We start from the raw sequence: 18254 nt of genomic DNA, 5'->3' as shown, positions 1-18254 counted from the left end.
CGTCTTGTACAGGCTGGCGCACATATCCGACATCCACCTGCCGCCCCTGCCCAGGCCCCATATCAAGGACCTGCTTGGAAAGCGCCTGTTGGGCTGGCTTTCCTGGCAGAAGCGCCGGCGCCACATACACCGGAGTGAAGTGCTCGAGCAGCTGTCCGCCGATCTGCTGCAGCAAGCCCCCGACCAGATCGCCGTCACCGGGGACCTGGTGAATATCTCCCTGCCTGCTGAATTCCGCATGGCAGCGGACTGGCTCAACGCCCTGGGACCGCCCGCGCAGGTCTCCGTCGTGCCCGGAAACCACGATGCCTACGTCCGGGTCCCGGAAAGCCAGGGCCTTGAAGCCTGGAAAGCGTACATGAGCGGAGATGACAGCCAGGCTGAACCCGCTTTCCCCTACCTGCGCAGGCGCGGCCCCCTCAGCCTGATCGGCCTGACCACGGCCCTGCCGACAGCGCCCGGCCTGGCCAGCGGCGCGTTGGGCGAGCAACAGTGCGCGGCCCTGGAATGCCTCTTGCAGGAAACACGGCAAAGCGTCCGCGTGGTCCTGCTGCACCACAGCCCCCTTCCGGATGTCAGCAAGCCCAGGAAGGCCCTGCGCGATGGAGAACGCCTGCGCGCGGTCCTGAAACGCCAGGGCGCGGAATTGATCCTGCACGGCCATGAGCATCGCCTGATTTCCGGACAGCTTGAAGGGCCCGACAGGCCCATTCCCGTGCGCGGCACGGCTTCCGCCTCGGCACTTCCTCACGCTCATAAGCCCGGCGCGCTCTATCAGCTCTATGGTTTCGAACAGCTGGACGACAAGCGCTGGCAGATCACGATCGAAACGCGCGGGTACAGCCTCGACAAAGGGCGTTTCATTGCCGTTTCCGATGCACCCGCTATACTCGACCCAGCACATGCATAACCTGGCCGCACAATGCCCATCTTCGATCGCTACATACTGCGGCAAATCTTCCCGCCGCTCGCCTTCACCCTGCTGATCGCGCTTCTGGTCCTGCTGGTGGAGCGTATGCTGCGGGTCCTGGATTCCGTCCTGGGGTCCCAGGGCACCATGCAGGTGGTCTTCGAGCTGCTGGCCTATCTTGTCCCCCACTACCTGGGCCTGGCACTGCCCATGGCCCTGTTCCTGGGAATCTATTTCGCCTTCCGCCGGCTCAGCCGCGAAAGCGAGATGGACGCCATACTCGCCTCGGGCACCGGCCTGCACCAATTGATGCGTCCGGTCATGCTGGCCGCTGTGCTGCTGAGCCTCTTTGCCGTCCTGATCTTCAACACACTGCAGCCGCACAGCCGCTACGCCTATCGTTCGGTCCTCTCCTCGGTCCAGAACATGTCCATCGAAGCCCTCATCCAACCCGGGGTTTTCGTCAGCAACGACAACACGACCCTGATGGTCGAAGAAATCTCACCGGATCGGCGCCAGTTCAGGCGCATCTTCATCCACGAAGAGGACAAGGAGGTGGATGAGGCCGCCACGATCACGGCCCGCGAAGGTATCCTGACGGACAGCGAGGATGACAGTCCGCCCTTGGTCCAGCTGTTCAATGGCGTTCGCCTGACCACTCCGATAGAGCCAGGAGCCGCTGAAGGCCCGCGCGAACCGGAGTCGGGCAGCGAACGCAGCGATGGTCTTCTGCGATTCGAGGAAATGCAGACCGTTCTGGGCGAGGACGCCTATGATGCCGTCCAGCCCCGGGGAGAGGACGAGCGTGAATACACCATCCCCGAACTCTGGGCCTTGAAGGACAATCCACCCGAGGGACTGGAGCAGCCTCGTTTGCTGGCTGAAATGAACGAGCGCCTGGTCCGAATTGCATCCATCCTGGTCCTGCCCTTCATGGCGGTGCCCTTGGCATTGAGCAATCGCCGCAGCCAGCGCTCGTCCGGTGTTGCTGTTGGCGTCATCACCCTGCTGGCTTTCAACGAGGCCTTGCAGCAGGGTGTCCGCATGGTGCGGCGCGAACAGGTGGAACCCCTGCTAGGTGCTTGGGGGCCACTGCTTATCTTCCTTCTTGGCTCCTTGCTGCTTTTCCTCGATGTGGCCTTCCGGGTCCCGCGCTACCAGGGGGTCGGAATACTGGATAGGACCACCACATTGGTCGGCAATCTGATTGAACGTCGGCGCAAGCGCAGGGAGGCATCATGACGACTCTCGACTTTTATCTGTCACGCCTGTTCCTCCTGCGTTTCCTGCTCATCCTTGTGGCCGGCTCGTTCTTCATCCTGACGCTCGATATGATGGAAGTGTCCAATGACATTGCCGGTATCGAGGCGGACAGCGAACTGCAGGCCACACTCCAGTATGCGCTCCACCGCTTCCCGTCCTTCCTGTCCCAGCTGCTGCCCATCGCCACGCTTCTGGCCGCCTTGCTGACCCTGGCCGAGATGCAGCGCCACCGGGAACTGGTTTCACTCTGGAACAGCGGCCTGTCCCCCATCCGCATCATGCGTGCCCTACTGCCCGTCGGCTGCCTGCTTGCTGTCCTGCAATTCACACTGGACGACCAGGTCCTGCCCGAGACCACGGTCCAGTTGCGGGAGTGGAGCATCGGCGAATTCGGAGAGACCGAGCAATTGGCTGGCGCCGATGGCAAGGTCTGGTTGCGCAGCGGGAACGACTACCTGCGTATCCCCGAAGAAAGCCTGGGCGCGGAACGGCTGGATAACATCACCCTCTTCCGCCGCGATGAAAGGGGCCTGCTCTATGAACGCCTTGACGCGCAGAGCGCACAGAAGACAACCAATGGCTGGCTTTTGCGTGAGGTTACGCGGCTGGGCGAAGCCCAAACCACGGCGGAAAAACTACCCGTCTACCTCTGGGATGGCCAGATCGACCCGGAGGGCCTGCGTCTTCTGGCCCGCCCCCCACGCGAGCTATCCATGTCCCAGTTGGCCGGACTGGTCAGCAGCAAGAGCTACGGCCAGCGCTCGCCCCAGGTCTACAAGACCTGGATGAACGCCCGTATCACCCAGAGCCTGACGCCCATCCTGCTGATCTTCCTGGCCGTGGCCTGGGGACAGGATTACAGGCGCACCGGCACCCTGACCCGCCTTATGATTGGCGGTGTTGCCATCGGCTTCACCTTCTTCGTGATCAACGGCACTTCGATCGCGCTCAGCGAAGTCGGCACTATGCCCAGCTGGATGGGGGCCTGGGCGCCGTTCACGGCCATGGCCTGCCTGATCGGTTTCCTGGTGGTTCGAAGGGAAGCCTCGGAACCCATTCAGATTCGCACGGAACATTCATCGAGCGGCAACGCCGCTTGACCAAGCGGATTCAGGCCAATAGGCACGGGCTTCTCACTTCCCTGGACACAGCACGGCACATGATACCTGGGCTCGTCAGCAACCCTCTCAGTCAGCAGAACAAGCAGGGCATGGACCAACTGGAAGCGGCCGTGGACGCCTTTCCGGGACTTCACTACGAACGTCTAGATCACTTTGAGGACCTGCCCGCCGCCCTGGACCGCCTAGCGGCGGCCGGCGTGGAGCTGTTGCTGGTCAATGGCGGAGACGGCACGGTTCAGGCAGTCATGACGGAAGTACTGGAACGTCGCCCTTGGGGGGAAACCCCTCCGGTCTTCGGTCTGCTGCACGGGGGCATGACCAACATGACGGCCGTGGATGTCGGTTTGCGTGGCAAGCCACACAGGGGTCTGGCACGGCTTCGCAAACGCCTTGCCGATGGCAATCTGGACTCGGCATTGTGCCGTCGGTACGTCCTGCGCCTTGAAGGAGCGCTTAACACCCCGCCCCAGCGGGGCATGTTCTTTGGTGCCGCCGCCATTTACCAGGCCATCCAGTTGTGTCGCACTGAGGTCCACCCCCTGAAGATCGAGGCCGACTGGGCCGCTGGTTTGACCCTGGCCCGCTTGCTGGGCGGATGGGTGTTCGGAGGCAAGAGCCGCGAGGCCATACGCGGGGAAACGATCACAGCCGCTTTCGACCAGGGGGCAAGCGAAACCCGCAGGGAGCTTCTGGCCATCGCCACGACACTGGACCGCCTCGTGGTGGGCTCGCGGCCCTTCTGGAATCAGCAGGGAGAACCGCTGCGCTATACTTCGATCTGCTATCCACCCAAGGGCTTGCTGCGCCACAGCCTGAAAGTCCTGTACGGTGGCAATGAACGCAGACTTCCAAAGGACTGTTACCGCAGCCGCGGCGCCGACAGCGTTGAACTGGAGCTGGAGGGCCCTTTCACCCTGGATGGGCAGTTTCATGAACCGGATCCACAACGCCCCCTGCGGGTGAGCGCACCGGATTCCCTGGATTTCGTGAAGCTCTAGGCTCGGCAATGACAGAACTTCCGGACAGCCTGATCGAGCTTGTGGAACGGGAAAGCCAGCACCCTGCGGAGCCGGCTGTGCTCAGCGTTGCAAGAGCCGCCTGTCAAAAGGCAACCAACGGCCATCCGGACGCGGTGCAGGCTGTTCTGTTCTATGGCAGCTGCCTGCGTGGCGGCACACCCTATGACGGCCTGGTCGATCTCTACCTGCTGCTGGAAAGCTACCAGGACCTGCAGGAAAATCCTGTCCTGCGGCGCTTGAACCGTACCCTGCCCCCCAATGTCTATTACATGGAGACCGAGCATGAAGGACGTACGGTGCGCGCCAAGTATGCCGTCATGACCCTGGAGCAGTTTGCCCAGCGTGTCGGACCGGACGGCTTCCATCCCTACTTCTGGGCGCGCTTCGCACAGCCAAGCGGCATAGTGCTTGCGCGGAATTCCGAAAGTCGACGACAGACCGTAACGGCCCTGGCGCGTGCCGTGGCCACCCTGGCTCAGAAAACCCGCCCCCTTTTCATAACACCTCCCACATCGGAAGCGCTCTGGTCCCGGGCCTTTGCCGAAACCTACCGTACCGAACTCAGGGCCGAAGGCGGCGGCCGGGCACGCCAGCTCTACGATCGCTATCAGGAACGCTATGACCGGGCCTGGGACAGCCTGAAGGACTCCCGGCTGCTGGCCGAGGCTGAAAAGCAGGTGCAGTGGAAGACAGCGCTGGCCTGGCGCCTGCGGCGTGTGGCGGGCAAGGTCCTGTCGATCCTGCGTTTGGCGAAAGCCGCTTTCACCTTCGCAGATGGGCAGTCCTATCTGCTATGGAAGATCGAGCGGCACTCGGGAGTCCGCGTTGAGCCCACGGCCTGGCAGAAGCGGCACCCTCTGCTTTCGGCACCAGTGCTGGCGTGGCGCCTCTATCGCAGGGGCGGCTTTCGCTGAGCGCAGACCCTATCCCTTAGACAGTGGCAGCGGACGTCTGCGCCTCCCACTCCCGCAGAATCTTCTCGAACCGGCCGCAGACTTCCTCGATTTGCGCTTCACTGTGCGCGGCGGAAACGGAACAGCGCAACAGGCACACACCATTGGGCGTGCCCGGCGGAATGGCCAGATTGACGTAGACGCCTTCCTCGACAAGCCGATTCCAGAAATAGACGGCCGTTTGCTCATCGCTCAGGCGCACGGCGATCACGGGACTCGCCGGCGCACAGATCTCGAAACCCAGGTCGCTCAGGCCCTGATACAGGGCGTTGGCGTTGCGCCAGAGCTTGCGGATCAGGTCAGGGTTCTGCTCGATTTTCTCGATCGCCTTGGTCACGGTCACGACGCTGGCCGGGGAAGCCGAGGCCGTGAACATGTAGGGACGGCTGCAATAGCGCAGGCGATCGAAGTGCGGATGATTGGAGGCCCCGAAACCGCCAATCGCGCCCAGGCTCTTGCTGAAGGTACCGGCGACGAAATCCACGTCCGCCTCGACGCCGCAGGCTTCGGCCACACCGCGGCCATGCTCGCCCATGACGCCCAGGGAGTGCGCCTCATCCACCAGGATGAAGGCCCCATGGCGCTTCTTGACCTCGATGAATTCCTTGAGCGGGGCAATATCGCCCAGCATGGAATAAATGCCCTCGACGATGACGAGCGCGACACCTTCCTCGTTCTTCAGACGGGACAGGCGACGGTCCAGATCGGCCGGGTCGTTGTGGCGAAAACGGATCAGCGTGGCGCCGCTCAGGCGGCAGCCGTCATAGATGCTGGCGTGGGAGTCAGCATCCAGGAGAATGGTGTCCTTGGGGCCCGCCAGCCCAGCGATCATGCCCAGGTTGGCCTGATAGCCTGTGGGAAAGACGATGGCAGATTTGCACTTCAGATAGCGGGCGATCGCCTCCTCCAACTCCTCGTGCAGGCCATAGCTTCCATTGGCAATGCGCGAACCGGTGGTACCGGTTCCCTGTTCACGCATGGCCTCGCAGCCGGCCTCGATACAATCCGGGTCGAAAGTCAGGCCCAGATAGTTGTTGGTGCCGACCAGGATTGTCTTGCGTCCATTAATCAAGGCTTCGGTGGGCGAGAGAATCTTGTCCATGCGCAGGCCAAAGGGATTCAAACCCGCCTGCAGCAGGCTGTCGCGACGCTCGGATATTGGCCCGTACTTGTCGAAGATATCCATGATGTCAGCCGGCCTCCTTCTGCTTCTGGACGGCAGAGACCAGATCATCGACGGTCCGCAGTTCCGCGACGAGATTGATGGGAATATCGATTTCGTAGCGATCCTCGACTTCCATGATAATGTCCATGGCGGCCACGGAATCAATGTTCAGATCACTGTTGAGATCGGTGCTGCCCGTGATCTCGACCTTGTTGCGATTGTATTGTTCCAGAAAGCCGCAGATATCCTGGAATACGCTGTCTCTGTCGTTCTGCATCTCTTCCATGATCCGTTCGATCCCTTGGCCAATGGCGCTCCCCTGGAACGCCTGCTAGAGCCATTCGTGTTGTTTATACCAGTTGAGGGTTTGCGTAAAACCGTCCAGAAATCCCCGTGGGGCCGGGCAGTCTTGCAACTGGCGGCGCCAGTTTCCCTCGACCCGCCAATCCGTGTGACTCAACTCGCGCAGTTTGCCAGGCGTAAGTACGGGCGCGCGCTCTATCATACGGCCCAGCTTCTCGCTGCTCCAGGCGATTGGATAGACCATGGCAGGCGGCAACCGCAGCAGTCGCACGCGCCGTCCCGTTACCTTTCCCGCGATCTGAACCAGGTCTTCCCAGCCGTAGCCATTCTCGGCTTCGTCATCGGGTTCCAAACAAAGGGGCCGGCTCAACTCGATATCCAGACAGGCCGTTACGGCCTCGACCAGGTCTTGCGCATGGATCAGCGAAAAGCGCGCTCCTGGGCGGGCAGGAACGGCCAGCAGACCCCGGTTCATCTGCTGGAACAGCGGCAGCGTGGCACGATCGCCTGGACCATAAACAGCCGGCGGACGAATGATCACAAGCTCCATCCGGTTTGACCAGGAACGCACGGCATCCTCGCCGGCGCGCTTGCTCTCAGCATAGGCAGAAAGCTGCGGTTCGCGTGCGGCCAGCGTGGACAGATAGATCATCCGCTCGACCGAGGCTGATTGGCCCGCCACGGCGCAGAGACGTGCAGTCGCCGCAGCGTTGATCCGATGGAAATCCTCTGCCTGCACCGCCTTGATCAGACCGGCGCAGTGAATCACCGTCGTAGCACCCTGCACCAGTCGGCTGAGCGCTTCATCCTGCTCCAGGCCGCCTTCAATGATTTCGACACGCTCTTCGAATTCCGGGTTCGGCAGGCTGTCCCTGATCTCCTGCCAGGCTTCGGGGCGGCGCAGCAACAGGCGCAGGCGGCAGCCCTTCTGCAAGAGGCGGCGCACAAGAAAGCTGCCGATAAAGCCGGTGGCACCGGTCACGGCCACATTCGCCGCGACATTCAGTCTTCCGGTCATGTCTACACCGCTGTTTCGAGCGGAAAGGGAAGCCTCAAGTTCAGTCCGAACCGACGGCCATGGCAAGTACGGGAGCGTCCTGCTGGCTGGATTGCAGGTCCTCGTTCACGTCGCGAATGCGGCCAGCAACAAAATCCGCCTTGGCCGCTGCGCGGCTCAGCTTGCCGGACGAGGTGAAGGTCAGCGAGCGCGGCGGAGCCAAGACGACGTCACAGCTCACACCGGCCGTTTTCTGGACCACGGCGGCCACGTCCCGGCGCAGCGCTTCGCGGGCTTCCGGGTCGGGTGTGCGACATTCCACGACCAGGATAACACGCTCGTTATCCTCGTCATCGCCATGGGCGAAGGCCGCAACGTCGCCTGCACGAACGCCGTCCAGCTTTTCTACCGCCCATTCCAGATCCTGCGGCCAGATGTTCCGGCCATTGCAGATGATCAAGTCCTTGCTGCGTCCTGTGATGACCAACTCGCCATCGACCAGATAGCCTAGATCGCCGGTATCCAGCCACCCGTCGGGTGTGATCACGGAACGGGTGGCTTCCAGGTCGCGGTAATAGCCCTGCATCAGGCTGGGACCCTGGACACAGACGCGCCCGATGGCGCGTTCCGGCAGTTTCCCGTCATCGTCGTCGCGAATTTCCACCGCATGACCCGGCAGGACCCGGCCGCATTTGACGAAGGTACGCACCGAAGCGGCGGCTCCGTCCTGGTTCGGAGAAACAGGCACCGCCACGCCCTTAAGGGCCGCACTTTCGCGGTCCACGTGATCCAACTGCAATCCGGTATCGAGATGCGTGAAGCTGACCGCCAAGGTGGATTCGGCCAAGCCGTAACAGGGCAGGAACGCCTTGGGCTTGAAACCGCTTTCCGCAAAGCGTTCCGCAAAGCCCTGCAGGACGCTGGCACGAACCATTTCGCCGCCAATGCCAGCCACCCGCCACTGGGACAGCTCGAATTGTGACGGATCCACATTCGTCGAGCGCCGCAGGCAGAGGTCATACCCGAAGGTGGGGCTGAAAGAGATCGTGCCGCCATACTCGGACAGGATCTTCAGCCACAGCATGGGCCGGCGCGCAAAGGTCGTGGTTGAAAGGTAGTCGATGGAAACCTGCGCCAGGGCCGGCGTCAGGAAGAAACCGACCAGGCCCATGTCGTGATAGAGCGGCAACCAGGAGGTCGCCCGATCACCAGGCTGCAGCGCCAGGCCGTGCTGGCCAATGCCGCGCGCATTGCTGGTGATGGCCTTCTGCGTCACCAGAACGCCGCGCGGCAGGCTGGTGCTGCCCGAAGAGAACTGGATGTAACAGGGGTCCTGGCGTTCCAGCGGCCGCAGGAAGCCGTTCTTCGCGCTCATCGCGCGGAATTCTTCATGTGTTCCGACACGCTCGATGCCGGCCTCTTCTCCTGCACTCCGCAGCATATCGATCAGGTCATCCGAGGCGACTGCAGCCGAGACAGCCGCGCGCTTCATCATGGCCGCCAGACGTGCCACATAGGCATCCCGCCCGCCCAGATTGACGCTGAGCGGCAAGGGCACCGGAACGATGCCCGCATACTGACAGGCGAAGAAAAAGACAAAGAACTCAGGCCGTGTCTCGGCAATCAGGGCCACCCTTGAGCCGCGTTCGAGGCCAGAAGCAACCAGGCGCGGAGCCAGGTCCAGAGCCTCCTCGCGAATTTCCCGGTAGGTCATCGCACGGTTGAGAACGCCCCGCTCGGAAAAGAAGTTGCAACCGGTTTGCCCGCGGGCGGCATAATCCAGACCTTCCGCAAGGGTCTCGAACTCCCCGACACGCAGCGGCAGGTCTTCATTTGTCGTAATTGTCGAACGCGTCATGCCCGGTCTGTTCCGTCCCGTTGTTCACTGGTCTCGTGTTTCACTTGCCTTCAAGCCCTGTTGCAAGGCGTCTGTCTCTCAAGGTTCCTGCTGGACACCGTTGCACCCCTGTGCACGGCTGAATGGAAGCCCCCTTTGGTCACCCCCTTGTCCGTCCTGCCCGTCCCGATACAGCCACTCAACATCAACAGCCAAGTGCCTGATACAGGCCGGATTCCGGCAAGGGTTTTGTACCTCTTATGGTTATAAGGATTCTGGCGCCAGATATGAAATGAAATCGAGTTTCAGTCCCCCCGGCCCACTGCAATCCGGCGCCTTTCATTAAGGCATTGAATAGAAATGATTTTTTTTACTTTTTCATATTCCGCACGAAACAACTGTGACGGAATGTTGCAGTGCCCTCGCCAGCACAGGCGCAAGATGTCGTAGAGGCAAGAGCTTGCCGGCCTTGCGCCACCCCACCCTGGCAGCGTTTACTGCGAATCAGGGCATGCCAAAGGAAGGCTGGATTGTCATGCAACTCGATGTCTATCTCGATACCATCTGTCCCTGGTGCCTGATCGGCAAGCGGCGACTGGAACAGGCCCTTGAACTCTGGCAGGGACAGCAGTTGCCCCGCATCCGTTGGCGCGCCTACCAGTTGAACCCCGAGATGCCGCCTGAGGGGATGGACCGCAAGAGCTATCTGCGCATGAAATTCGGCTCGGACCAAGGGGCGCAACGTGTCTATCGCTCCATTGCCGAGACGGCGGCGGAAGAGGGCCTCAATTTCAATTTCGATGCCATCCAACGCACACCGAACACGCTTGAATCGCATCGGCTGCTCCGCTTTGCAGAACGCCATGGCCTGCAGGACCAGCTTCTGGAGCGCCTTTTCCAGGGCTACTTCCTTGAAGGAGCGAATCTGGGCAACAGTGCCGTTCTCATCAGGCTGGCCAGGGAAAGCGGCCTGCCGGGCAGGGAGGTTGAGGCCTATCTTGCCAGTGATGAAGAACGGTACGCCATTCGTCAGGAGGACACCCAGGCCCGCATGAACGGTATTGTCGGAGTCCCCTGTTTCCTGGGCAACGGCCGCTATGCCCTGCCCGGCGCCCAGCCGCCGGAGGCGCTCGTGCGCCTTTTCGAATTGATGCAACAGGACGGCCATACCGCCACCGAACCCGCCGACAGCAGCGTGTAAAGGCTTGCGTCAGGCGCAGGGCAGGCGCTCCCGATACCTTGGACAGGCTGCCTGGCGCTCAGGGACGCTTGGGCGCGACCTCGATCTGGACCTCGAAGGCACAGGTTGCGCGATCCCTTTGCATAGTGCGGGCAAAACAATCCATCTGCCCATGATTGACCGGCGTCAATTCGATCTGGCACCCGACCGGTCCCGGAACCGTTGCCACTCGTACCTGACAGTAGCTTCGGGCATCGTCCGAAAAGGCATAGCCAAGAGTCTGCACGACAACGCCGCCCTCCGTGAAGTGAACCACTGCCGATGCTTGTGCGCCATCAGGGATACTGACGGCTGGCCTCTGAGTCCAACTACCTGCCTCGAAACGCAAATCCAGAGTTTCGGAGCTCTTGTTGCGATAGATGACATGTCCTTCCGCCGCCTTGCCAGGGTTCGGCGCGCCATAGAAGAACAGGACGCTCAGCAGAAAAAGCAGCCCCGGCAGCCTGAAAGCGCCGGTGCGCGAACCGGTAAATCCCGGCGAATCGGGTCTATGCGCGCCCACGCAGGCCACGAAACATCCCTTCCGCGTGGACTTGCGCCTCGGCATCTCTGGCCAAGCGCGGCTTTGCAGTCGGTTTTCCGAACAACCAGCCCTGTGCCAGTGGCAGGCCCAGTTCACGCAAGCGTGCCGCCTGGGTCTCGGTTTCCACGCGCTCGGCGACGATTTCTATTTCCAGGTCATCGCAAATCCGCTTCAAGCCACGCAGCATGGCCAGGTCGCGAGGCGCGCGCCCCATCTCACGGATATAGCGGCCATCGATCTTGATGCCATCGACCGCCAGCGCACTCAGATAGCGGAACGACGCTGCACCAGCGCCGAAGTCATCCAGGAACACCCGGTGTCCCAGCATGCGGATGGTCTGGATGACACGGTGGGCTGTCTCGAGATCTGTCAGTTCCGCACTCTCCGTGATCTCGAAGATCAGGCGTCGGGAAATGGCCTTGTTGGCCTTCAGCAAGGCATCCAGGCTCTTGATGAACACGCTGTTCAGAATGGAGTGCCCCGAAAGGTTGACCGCCAGTTTCAATCGGGCATCGCACTTGCTGTCCGACAAGAGGTTCACGGCATGGTGACAGACCGCCAAGTCAAAATCGCATATCAGGCCCAGGTTCTCGGCGAAATCCAGTTTTTCCTGGGGTGAAACCTCGTCCTCGAAACGCACCAGAAGCTCGAAATGCGCCGGCCTTCGGTCCACAAGACGCACGACCGGCTGATAGAGAAAGTGAAACCTGCGCTGGGAAAGGACCTGCCTGAAATCCTCCATGCGTTCCAGGGTCTCACGCACCGAATTCTCGATCACGCCGGGAAGATCCTCACCCGGGATGCGCCCGCTGCTGGCAAAGCGCTCGGCGGCATAGGCGATGGCACGGATCATGTCCGCCCTTTCCAGGCCGCGGTTCTCCAGCGGCAGGACCGCGCCCTCCACCGACAGCTTGCCAGCCAGCGGATGCGATTGCCGCACCACCGTCGAAAGGCGCCGCGCCATTTCCTGCCCCGACAGAGACGCCTGATGCACCAGGCCGAAACGGTTTTCGGCCAGCCGGGCCACAGTCTGTCCATCCAGGGAAGAAGCCCGAAGGTTGGCGCAGATGCGATCCAGCAGCAAACGGGAATCCGAGGCTTCCATCTCGTCTCGAATCTGACCCAGGCCATCCAGGTCCAGCAGGGTCATGGTAACCTTCTGGTCCAATTCCCGTGCATGTTGCAGCGCCTGCTCGACGGCCCGCGGGAAGGCAGAGCCCTGCAAAAGCTGGCTTTCGGGATCCCGCGGCGCACTGGATTGCGCCAACGCCTGAACACCTCTCAGGGACAGGGTGCAATGCACCAGGGTGGGATTGTCCGGCAGGCAGCACAGCCCGATGACTGCAGGATGCACCTGTCCCTCGGCACCGGCCAGCCGTACAGCCAGGGGACCTATGCGCTCTCCGCTGCCCAGACCATTGATCATGCCCCGGACAAAGGTGCGATCCTCCTCGGCGAACAGGCTGTGGAGGGCCTGCCCCACCAGCCTGTCTTCCGACTGTCCGGTCAGGTTTTCGGCCGCACCTGCTGCGAAGTGAATCCGGCAATCACGGCCTGCTTCAAGCAGCAGATCGGCCCCCGCGAAGGAAAAGGCCAGAAGGCGCGGCAGATGGGATGCAAGGGACATGCGGAATCCGGATGGCTCTCTCGAAACAGGTTTCGCCTAAAGACTGCAAAGACACATCTAGGTCGCGGCAAGGGCGTGGCTTGAGTCTACGCGCCTCTGTCATAAGGAGAAGTTAACAGTTCCCTGTGCAAGCACTGGGTCACGGGAGCGAACCACAGGGCCGGGCGATGGATCGAGGGGTGCTTACAGCACCTGCGCTTGCGGCAGGAAAACCATTCGCACGAAACTGCGAAACAACTGGATCTGCCGTGGCAGGGCCTGGGGATCCTCGGTCAGGCGCGACACAACGATTCCACCTTCCACAAGGGATTGGGCCATGTCGGCCAGGTCCTCCAGGTCAACCTTGATGCAGGGGGGATAGATCTCTGCAATCCTTTCCAGACGTGAACGAAGCAGTTCTCGCCAGCCCAGAAAGCCTTGCAGCGTCAATGCCCGCACATCCCGGCTGAACAGGCGGTCCTGATATACGAACGAGGTCACCAGGCAACCCGGATGCGAACCCGGCAGGTCGGCCATCATCTCCTCGAACAGCTTCATGGCCACCAGGAAGCTGTGCAGCGGGTCTTCGTGCAGTTCATCCGCGCGATGCAGGATGTCGGCCAGCATATCATCATGATGAGCGATGTACCGCTCCATCATGGCCCGCGCCAATTCGTTCTTATCCCGGAAATGATAGAAGAAGGCGCTCTTGGTAACGCCGGCGCCTGTGATCAGCTCCTCGATCGAGGTCGACGCAAACCCCTTTTCCAGGACGGACATTTCCGCCTGATCCAGAATGCGCCCGCGTGCTGCGCCGCGTTTCGACTGCGTTTGCAGTGTCATGAACTGTACCACGAGTCCAGTTGGCTGCCTCAAATGCAGGAAAACATCCCTGCGCCGCCGCCAATTGTGCCCCTGAAAGCCTGACTATGCGCGGCTTTCAGACTTTCGGCAAGACTGCACCACGTGACGGCTATATCGCCCGGAAAGACCGCACTAATCTCCGCCGCGTATCCGGGCAGAAGCCCTCTTTCAAGAAGCTGGAATCAAAGGAAAAATCTTATGGCACACAAGGACACCTGGACCCGGTCCGCAACGGGGGCCTCTCCAAAGAGTCTCGAACTCTACGAAATCGCAGTCCATGAACTGCTGCTCTATCGCAATGATCCACTCGCCACTCTGGACCAAGCCCTGGCAGACAGTCCGAGCTTCGTCATGGGCCATGCCATGAAGGCCTGGCTTCACCTGCTGGGCACCGAGCCAGACGGCCTCGAAGTCGCGCGGGGCAGCCTGGAAGCGGCAGCCGAACTTCCGGCCAACATGCGTGAGAAAGCTCACTTGAAGGCAGCAGGCCTGCTGGCCGATGGCAAGTGGCATGCTGCCGGGCGGGTGCTGGAGGACATCGTCCACGATTACCCCCATGACCTGCTGGCACTGCAATCCGGTCATCTGGTGGACTTCTATACCGGAAACTCCCGCATGTTGCGTGATCGCATCGCCCGTGTGATGCCCTTCTGGGATGCGCAACGGCCGGGCTATCACGCTGTCCTCAGCATGCAGGCCTTCGGCCTCGAGGAAACCGCCGACTATGGGCGTGCAGAAGCCTATGGTCGTCGCGCCATCGAGCTGGAGCGGCGTGATGGCTGGGCCCAGCATGCCGTGGCCCACGTCATGGAGATGCAGAACCGTTACGAGGACGGCATCTCTTGGATGACCCGAGATTCCGATGCTTGGTCACAGGACAACTTCTTTGCCGTACACAACTGGTGGCACCTTGCACTCTTCTACCTGGAACAAGGCGACATCGACGCTGTGCTCGCGCTCTATGATGGCCCGATCGCTGGCAATGGCTCGCAGGTGGTCCTGGACCTGGTGGATGCCTCGGCCCTGCTCTGGCGTCTGCATCTGCGTGGCGTCAAACTGGGGGAACGCTGGACGGCTCTGGCCCGGCTCTGGCAGCCGCTCGTCACTGCTCCGAACTACGCCTTCAACGATGCACATGCCGCCATGGCCTTCGTGGGCGCTGGACGCAGCGATCTGATGGACTCCCTTCTGGATACGCAGATTGAGGCCATGGAGAGCGATGCGGACAATGCGCTCTTCACACGCGCTGTCGGACGGCCCCTTTGCCTGGCCCTGAAAGCCTTTGGTGAAGGGGATTACACCTCCGTTCTTCGCCTGCTGAGGCCGGTGCGCAACCAGGCCGCCCGTTTCGGCGGGAGTCATGCACAGAGGGACATCATCGACCTGACCCTGATCGAAGCCGCTCTGCGCGGCGGGGAAGAACCTCTGGCGCATGCCCTGGTCAACGAGCGCACTTTCCTGAAACCTGATAGCCCCCTGACGGCCCTCTTCCGCCAGCGCAGCGTGGACCCGAGGCAGGCGGCCTGAGACGGGGCGCTCAGAACTGTCCCTTCGGACCGGGCATGGGAAGTTCCAGCCCGGTCCGGGCACAGCCCGTCAACTGTTCAGCGCCTATCCCGAGCACTGCATCATAGGCAAAGTAGTGCCCCGACATGCTGTCGCGGCAGGGATTGCGGTTGAGTTCAAGCTCCACCGGCGCGCCATCCGCTTCACCCAGGCTGTAACGCAAGAGCTGTCCTTGTGCCTCGGCAACAGGGGTCGGAAAGCGCCATTCCCGGGTGGTTTCCGCCAGGCGTGACACCCGGGTTTCATCCTCTCCCACATGAACCGACCAGAAAGGCTCGTTACCGCCAGCCTTCCAGAGAAAATCCGGATTTTCATCGCAGCCCCGTGTTTCGCCGTGGGCGGCATGGATCAGCCTTGTGGCTTCAAGATCACTGCTTTCTGTTTGAAACACCATGTCGATAAAGACAATCGCGTCGTCGCCGTAGCCCAACTGGCCCATCAGCTCTTCCAGCGAGACGGTCGAGATACTGTCCTGAAGGGATTGCGGGGAGGACTGGCTGTCACAGGCCTGGAAAACGAACCCCTGCCCACTCTGCGCCACATGTCCCCGCATCCGTAACCTGTCCGCTTCCTGTGACGGCACCTGGGCACAGGCGGCGAGGGCCAGCAGCATCAAGGCAACAGATGCTTTCATGGTTCTTCCTCCTGCAGGCCGACCTGCGCACGCAAGTTCTCTACCATATCCGCTCGCAGAGGCGCTTCCACTTCGATCGCTTCGCGATCAGGATAAACCGGCAGGCTGAGCGCCCGGGCGTGAAGCTGCAACCCATGTCGGTCGGGATCGGTCATGCCCGTTCCATAGAGAGGATCGCCCAGAATGGGCCACCCGCTCACCGCGCAATGAACGCGTATCTGGTGTGTGCGCCCTGTCCGCGGATAAAGCGCCAGCCAGGCATGACTGGGACCGCGCGCCAGAACGCGATAATCCGTCACCGCTGGCTGTCCATCGGCCGTGGCCTTCATGCGCCAGCCCTGCGGCCCATTCACCTTCTTGAGCGGCAGGTCGATCCTACCCCGCGCTTCCGCCGGCTGTCCCACGACCAGGGCCCAATAGGTCTTGCGGACCCGCCCTTCGGCAAACAGCGCATTGAGACGGCGCAGGGCGCTGCGAGTGCGCCCCAGTGCCAGGCAGCCACTGGTGTCCCGATCCAGGCGATGGGCCAAAGCCGGTGGATGCGGCAGGCCGAAACGCAAGGCCTCGAAGCTGTCTTCCAGGCTTGCCCCTCCGCCAGGCCCCGCATGGACCGAGAGGCCGGCCGGCTTGTCGACCACCAGTATCCGCTTGTCACGGTAGAGCACACGGGCCTGGATATCCTGGGGAGTCACACTTCACCTCGTAACCGAACAGCGTCTCCTGCGCTGGCAAAGTAACCACGAGAGAACGCTTCTCGACCTTATCAACCGCTTTCCCTCCTCAGTGCAACGGCTTTGCCCAATATTCGGGATACGGACCGCTTCACGATAAAGGCTTTTGGACAAGCGTGATTCGACGCGTATCCTGTAGCCTTCTTGTTCTGGCCTATGGGGACCTGTGTGATCGAGAGACTCCTGAATTTCTGGCAGGGCGTTCGCTCCAGCCTGTGGTTCCTGCCCGCGCTGTTGATCCTGACCGGACTTGTGGGTGCCAACCTGATGCTGATGCTGGATGCGCCACGTTTCAGCCAGGACAATGCACCTCGCTGGTGGCTACACAACGGCAGCGCCCAGGATGCCCAGAACCTGCTGTCCACCCTGCTCTCTTCGCTGGTCACCATGACGACCCTGGCCATCTCCATCACCATGGTCGTCCTGAGCATTGCGGCCAGCCAGATGGGGCCGCGCATGATTCGGGCCTTCATCGCGGATCGCCGTACCCAGGCCATCCTGGGCTTCTTTCTGGGCACTATTGTCTACCTGCTTCTGGTGCTGCAGGCGATCAGTGGAGACTGGAAGACCGACCAGGTACCAGACCTGGCCGTCAGTCTGGGGGCCCTGCTGTTTCTCTTCTGCGTCCTGCTGCTGCTGATCTTCGTCCACCACCTCTCGCGCTCGGTCGTGGCGGACACCATTATCCGGAGGGTCGGCAGCACCTTCGATTCCACCATTGCCCACCTGATTTCCCACGAGAAGAACAAGAACAAGCAAGTACCGGCGCCATCCTTCGGCGCAGCGGTGGAACTGCCCCTGGACAAGGGCGGCTATGTCCAGACCATCAACCACGAAAAGATGGTAGCCGCCCTGAAGCATGCCGACGCCTGTGCCGAACTGACCTTCCGCCCCGGCCATCATGTGCTGCCCAAGGGTGCACACATCCGCGTCGTCCCATCTGAAAATGCAAGCAAGCGGCTGCTGCAGCATCTCAGGGAAGCTGTCGTGACCGGCGACGAGCGCACACCGACCCAGGACCTGGAATTCGCCGCGCGACAATTGGTGGACGTCGCCCTGCGCGGGCTGTCGTCCAGCATCAATGATCCGAACACTGCCATTGCCGCCATTGACCGCCTGACACTGGCGCTGGCGCGTATCATGGCCTATGGCGCCAACAGTGAAACCTACCATGACTCGCGTGGCGCTGCCCGGCTTGTCATCCCGGTATCGGACTTTTCCAGCATTCTCGGGACGGCCTTCGACCAGATCCGGCAGGATGGTGCGGAACGGCCGGACATTCTGATCCGCATGCTCGAAGCCCTGGCCAAGCTGTCGGTCTACATTCACCTGCCGGTTCACAGGGATCGGATGCTGGACCAGGCCGCAATGCTGGTCGGTGCCGGCCGGCGCAATGTGGCCGAAGCACGTGATCGCGGGCAGATCGAACGACGCTATGCCCAGGCCGTGCGTGCCATCCAGACCGCCTCCATCGAGGCAGGTCTGGCCCCGACTGCATCGCCACAGGACATTCATTGAAGGC

At 61.7% G+C, this 18254-nt stretch carries 17 protein-coding genes; 8 read left to right on the top strand and 9 right to left on the bottom strand.

Annotation, left to right across the window (positions count from 1 at the left end; all coding sequences use genetic code 11):
• Window positions 1–4: 4 nt before the first annotated feature.
• From G502_RS20040 to G502_RS20035, 5 genes are read left to right on the top strand one after another with little or no spacing between them, the layout of a single operon-like run.
• Complete coding sequence (locus G502_RS20040) at window positions 5–910, top strand: metallophosphoesterase family protein (protein ID WP_022728981.1); 906 nt, start codon at window positions 5–7, stop codon at window positions 908–910.
• A 12-nt stretch (window positions 911–922) separates the two neighbouring features.
• A complete protein-coding gene (lptF, locus tag G502_RS0112320; protein WP_022728980.1) occupies window positions 923–2152 on the top strand; it encodes an LPS export ABC transporter permease LptF in 1230 nt (409 codons plus the stop codon).
• Window positions 2149–3273 carry an LptF/LptG family permease gene (locus tag G502_RS0112315; RefSeq protein ID WP_022728979.1) on the top strand — a complete coding sequence of 375 codons (1125 nt, stop codon included), beginning with the start codon at window positions 2149–2151 and terminating at the stop codon, window positions 3271–3273. Before lptF ends, G502_RS0112315 begins: the two co-directional genes overlap by 4 nt.
• Window positions 3274–3332: 59 nt before the next feature.
• Window positions 3333–4292, top strand: coding sequence for a diacylglycerol kinase family protein (locus G502_RS0112310; RefSeq protein WP_040488128.1), 960 nt, complete (start codon window positions 3333–3335; stop codon window positions 4290–4292).
• Window positions 4293–4300: 8 nt separating this feature from the next.
• A complete protein-coding gene (locus G502_RS20035; protein ID WP_022728977.1) occupies window positions 4301–5227 on the top strand; it encodes a hypothetical protein in 927 nt (308 codons plus the stop codon).
• 16 nt (window positions 5228–5243) lie between these two features.
• On the opposite strand, the gene spt is transcribed toward G502_RS20035, so the two are convergent.
• From spt to G502_RS20025, 4 genes are read right to left on the bottom strand one after another with little or no spacing between them, the layout of a single operon-like run.
• A complete protein-coding gene (gene spt, locus G502_RS0112300; protein ID WP_022728976.1) occupies window positions 5244–6452 on the bottom strand; it encodes a serine palmitoyltransferase in 1209 nt (402 codons plus the stop codon).
• A gap of 4 nt (window positions 6453–6456) precedes the next feature.
• Window positions 6457–6717 carry an acyl carrier protein gene (locus G502_RS0112295; RefSeq protein ID WP_022728975.1) on the bottom strand — a complete coding sequence of 87 codons (261 nt, stop codon included), beginning with the start codon at window positions 6715–6717 and terminating at the stop codon, window positions 6457–6459.
• Between the two features lie 45 nt (window positions 6718–6762).
• Entirely contained in the window at window positions 6763–7752 is a 990-nt protein-coding gene (locus G502_RS20030) for an NAD-dependent epimerase/dehydratase family protein (protein ID WP_022728974.1), read from the bottom strand.
• 40 nt (window positions 7753–7792) lie between these two features.
• Window positions 7793–9589 (bottom strand): fatty acyl-AMP ligase, encoded by a 1797-nt coding sequence (locus G502_RS20025; protein ID WP_022728973.1) that lies wholly within the window; start codon window positions 9587–9589, stop codon window positions 7793–7795.
• Window positions 9590–10103: 514 nt separating this feature from the next.
• Here G502_RS20025 and G502_RS0112280 point away from each other — a divergent pair.
• Entirely contained in the window at window positions 10104–10769 is a 666-nt protein-coding gene (locus tag G502_RS0112280; protein ID WP_026989422.1) for a DsbA family oxidoreductase, read from the top strand.
• Between the two features lie 58 nt (window positions 10770–10827).
• Here the strand turns inward: G502_RS0112280 and G502_RS0112275 are convergent, their stop codons facing one another.
• From G502_RS0112275 to G502_RS0112265, 3 genes are all read right to left on the bottom strand, one after another.
• The gene (locus G502_RS0112275; protein ID WP_155957846.1) at window positions 10828–11310 is read right to left on the bottom strand and encodes a hypothetical protein; all 483 of its coding nucleotides are present in this window, start codon (window positions 11308–11310) and stop codon (window positions 10828–10830) included.
• On the bottom strand, window positions 11297–12958 hold the full coding sequence (locus tag G502_RS21535) for an EAL domain-containing protein (protein ID WP_022728970.1): 1662 nt from the start codon (window positions 12956–12958) through the stop codon (window positions 11297–11299). Before G502_RS21535 ends, G502_RS0112275 begins: the two co-directional genes overlap by 14 nt.
• A 183-nt stretch (window positions 12959–13141) precedes the next feature.
• Entirely contained in the window at window positions 13142–13780 is a 639-nt protein-coding gene (locus G502_RS0112265) for a TetR/AcrR family transcriptional regulator (RefSeq protein WP_022728969.1), read from the bottom strand.
• Between the two features lie 219 nt (window positions 13781–13999).
• Here G502_RS0112265 and G502_RS0112260 point away from each other — a divergent pair, with 219 nt between their 5' ends.
• Entirely contained in the window at window positions 14000–15328 is a 1329-nt protein-coding gene (locus tag G502_RS0112260) for a tetratricopeptide repeat protein (RefSeq protein WP_022728968.1), read from the top strand.
• 10 nt (window positions 15329–15338) lie between these two features.
• Here G502_RS0112260 and G502_RS0112255 read toward each other — a convergent pair whose 3' ends face one another.
• Entirely contained in the window at window positions 15339–16001 is a 663-nt protein-coding gene (locus G502_RS0112255; protein ID WP_022728967.1) for a hypothetical protein, read from the bottom strand.
• Entirely contained in the window at window positions 15998–16693 is a 696-nt protein-coding gene (locus G502_RS0112250; protein ID WP_022728966.1) for an RluA family pseudouridine synthase, read from the bottom strand. Before G502_RS0112250 ends, G502_RS0112255 begins: the two co-directional genes overlap by 4 nt.
• Window positions 16694–16900: 207 nt before the next feature.
• Between G502_RS0112250 and G502_RS20015 the strand changes: the two genes are divergently transcribed.
• Window positions 16901–18250 (top strand): DUF2254 domain-containing protein, encoded by a 1350-nt coding sequence (locus G502_RS20015; RefSeq protein WP_162140977.1) that lies wholly within the window; start codon window positions 16901–16903, stop codon window positions 18248–18250.
• The last annotated feature ends 4 nt before the right edge of the window (window positions 18251–18254 follow it).

This window comes from Fodinicurvata sediminis DSM 21159 (assembly GCF_000420625.1).
Classification (GTDB): domain Bacteria; phylum Pseudomonadota; class Alphaproteobacteria; order Kiloniellales; family DSM-21159; genus Fodinicurvata; species Fodinicurvata sediminis.
Note: the sequence above shows the minus strand (reverse complement) of the source record. Positions and strands in the feature narration are given on the sequence as shown.

Bases quoted from the DNA above. Each gene is read 5' to 3' on its own strand.
- G502_RS0112280 (WP_026989422.1), top strand. From the start codon at position 10,104: ATGCAACTCGATGTCTATCTCGATACCATCTGTCCCTGGTGCCTGATC.
- G502_RS0112265 (WP_022728969.1), bottom strand. From the start codon at position 13,780: ATGACACTGCAAACGCAGTCGAAACGCGGCGCAGCACGCGGGCGCATT.
- G502_RS0112260 (WP_022728968.1), top strand. From the start codon at position 14,000: ATGGCACACAAGGACACCTGGACCCGGTCCGCAACGGGGGCCTCTCCA.
- lptF (WP_022728980.1), top strand. From the start codon at position 923: ATGCCCATCTTCGATCGCTACATACTGCGGCAAATCTTCCCGCCGCTC.
- G502_RS0112255 (WP_022728967.1), bottom strand. From the start codon at position 16,001: ATGAAAGCATCTGTTGCCTTGATGCTGCTGGCCCTCGCCGCCTGTGCC.
- G502_RS0112310 (WP_040488128.1), top strand. From the start codon at position 3,333: ATGATACCTGGGCTCGTCAGCAACCCTCTCAGTCAGCAGAACAAGCAG.
- G502_RS20035 (WP_022728977.1), top strand. From the start codon at position 4,301: ATGACAGAACTTCCGGACAGCCTGATCGAGCTTGTGGAACGGGAAAGC.
- spt (WP_022728976.1), bottom strand. From the start codon at position 6,452: ATGGATATCTTCGACAAGTACGGGCCAATATCCGAGCGTCGCGACAGC.
- G502_RS20025 (WP_022728973.1), bottom strand. From the start codon at position 9,589: ATGACGCGTTCGACAATTACGACAAATGAAGACCTGCCGCTGCGTGTC.
- G502_RS0112315 (WP_022728979.1), top strand. From the start codon at position 2,149: ATGACGACTCTCGACTTTTATCTGTCACGCCTGTTCCTCCTGCGTTTC.
- G502_RS21535 (WP_022728970.1), bottom strand. From the start codon at position 12,958: ATGTCCCTTGCATCCCATCTGCCGCGCCTTCTGGCCTTTTCCTTCGCG.
- G502_RS0112295 (WP_022728975.1), bottom strand. From the start codon at position 6,717: ATGGAAGAGATGCAGAACGACAGAGACAGCGTATTCCAGGATATCTGC.
- G502_RS20030 (WP_022728974.1), bottom strand. From the start codon at position 7,752: ATGACCGGAAGACTGAATGTCGCGGCGAATGTGGCCGTGACCGGTGCC.